The sequence below is a fragment of the Variovorax sp. 20P10.2.4 genome (assembly GCF_058244205.1).
Map to the genome: position 1 here is coordinate 1 of NZ_JBZAYE010000932.1, position 2,188 is coordinate 2,188.

The 2,188-nt window shown below is 72.1% G+C and carries 1 protein-coding gene; it reads right to left on the reverse strand.

What is annotated here, in order from left to right:
* Positions 1 to 100: 100 nt before the first annotated feature.
* Positions 101 to 2,155 (reverse strand): hydantoinase/oxoprolinase family protein, encoded by a 2,055-nt coding sequence (locus AC27VN_RS39580; protein WP_490880230.1) that lies wholly within the window; start codon positions 2,153 to 2,155, stop codon positions 101 to 103.
* Positions 2,156 to 2,188: the final 33 nt, after the last annotated feature.

Sequence of the window (2,188 nt, forward strand, 5' to 3'; positions counted from 1 at the left end):
TCGCCGCCGCGCGCATAGGCGCCCCTTGGGTCGAGGAAGTCGTTCTGCAGGTCGATGATGACCAGCGCGGTGGGTGCCGCGATCGGTTGCCTGGTTTCGCTCATGACAGCCTCACGAGAAGGTTGCCGTGCGCATCGACCTCGGCATGGAAGCCGGGTTCGAGCCACACGGTGGTGTCGGCCTGCTCGAGGATCGCGGGCCCCTCGATGCGCGCGGCCACCGGCAGCTCCAGGCGCGCATAGCGTTGCGCCTCGTGCCAGCGGCCGTCGTGGAACACGCGCTGGGTGCCCAGCGGCGCGGTGCTGCCCTGTCCCTCGGGCGCGAGCACCTTCAGGTCGAACTTGGGCCGCACGCCGATGCGTGCATAGCGCAGGTTCATCACGCGGATCGCGATGCCCTCGAGCACGCGGCCGAAGGCGGCCGTGTAGCTGGCCTCGAAGGCGGCGCGGATGGCCGCGGCCGTGAGCGGCGCGCTGCCGAGCACCACGGGCAGCGTGTGGGTCTGGCCCGCGTAGAGCATGTCGAGCGCGATCACCTCGCGCACCTCGTCGAAGCGCACGCCCGAGGAATCGAGGCGCTGCTGGCAGCTCGCGGCCAGCTCGTCGATGCGGCGCTGGACCTCCACCACGTCGAGTTCGGCCAGCGGCTTGTTGAGGGTCTGCACCGCGTCGTGGCGCATGTCGGCGATCACGCAGCCCAGCGCCGAGGTCACGCCGGGGTAGCGCGGCACGATGCCCGTGGCCACGCCGACCTCGCGCATCATCGCGCACACGTGCAGCGCGCCGCCGCCGCCGAAGGGCATGTAGGCGAAGCGGCGCGGATCGTGGCCGCGCTCGATCGACACCAGGCGAATGGCGCCGGCCATGCGCGCGTTGGCGACCGTGAGAATGGCCTCGGCGGCCGCGTGCACGTCCAGGCCCAGCGGGCGCGCGACGTGTTCCTCGATGGCCTGGCGCGACTTCTCGGCGTCGAGTGCCGCGAGCAAACCGCCGCCCAGCGGCCGGTCGGCCGCGATGCGGCCCAGCAGCACGTTCGCATCGGTCACGGTCGGGCGCATGTTGCCGCGCCCGTAGCAGGCCGGGCCCGGCACGCTGCCGGCCGACTCGGGGCCCACCTGCAGCATGCCGCTCGCATCCACCGAGGCGATGGAGCCGCCGCCCGCGCCGATGGTCTCGATCTGGATCATCGGCGAGCGGATCACCATCCCGAACTCGATCGCGGTCTGCGCGGCCAGCGCGGCCTCGCCGTTGGCCACCAGCGAGACGTCGAACGAGGTGCCGCCCATGTCGCCGGTGATCGCATTCGGAAAGCCGGCCGCGCGCGCGATGGCCGCGCAGGCGATCACGCCGGCCGCCGGGCCCGACAGCGCGGTGCGCACTGGCAGGTCGCTCGCGGTCTGGCGCGACATCACGCCGCCGTTGCTCTGCACCACCAGCAGTTCGCCCGCGAAGCCCTGCGCGCGCAGGTCCGACTCGAGCCGGCCGAGGTAGCTGCCCACCACCGGCTGCAGCGCGGCATTGAGCGTGGCGGTCGAGCAGCGCTCGAACTCGCGGATCTCGGGCAGCACCTCGCTGGCCGAGGTGACGTGCGGATTCGGCCAGAGCTCGCGCACTGCCGCGACCGCGAGCCGCTCGTTCGCCGGATTGGCATAGGTGTTGATGAAGAACACGCAGACCGCCTCGCAACCGGCCTCGAGCAGCGCGCGCGCCTCGGCGCGCACCTGGTCGAGATCGACCGCGGTGTGCAGGGTGCCGTCGGCCAGCACGCGCTCGTCGACCTCGCGGCGCAGATCGCGCGGCACCACGGGCAGGAAGCTGCCGCGCAGGCCCCAGGTCTGGGGCCGGTCGCGGCGGCGCATCTCGAGCACGTCGCGAAAGCCGCGCGTGGTGATGATGCCGGTGCGCGCCACCTTGCGCTCGAGCAGCGCATTGGTGCCGACGGTGGTGCCGTGCACGATGGTGGCGATGGCCGCGGCCGAATCGGCCACGCGTGCCACGCCGTTCATGAAGCCGCGCGCTTCCTCGCCGCGCGTGGACGGCACCTTGACGATGCGCGCCGTGCCCTTCGCCTCGTCGAGCACGAACAGGTCGGTGAAGGTGCCGCCGACGTCGACGCCGACGACCAGGGAATTGCGGGGGTTGCCAGGGGAGCTCATTCGGATGCCTTATCGTCGTTGCCGGTCGTCACA

Excerpts from the sequence above, each read along its gene's own strand:
- AC27VN_RS39580 (WP_490880230.1), bottom strand. The coding sequence starts at position 2,155 with ATGAGCTCCCCTGGCAACCCCCGCAATTCCCTGGTCGTCGGCGTCGAC.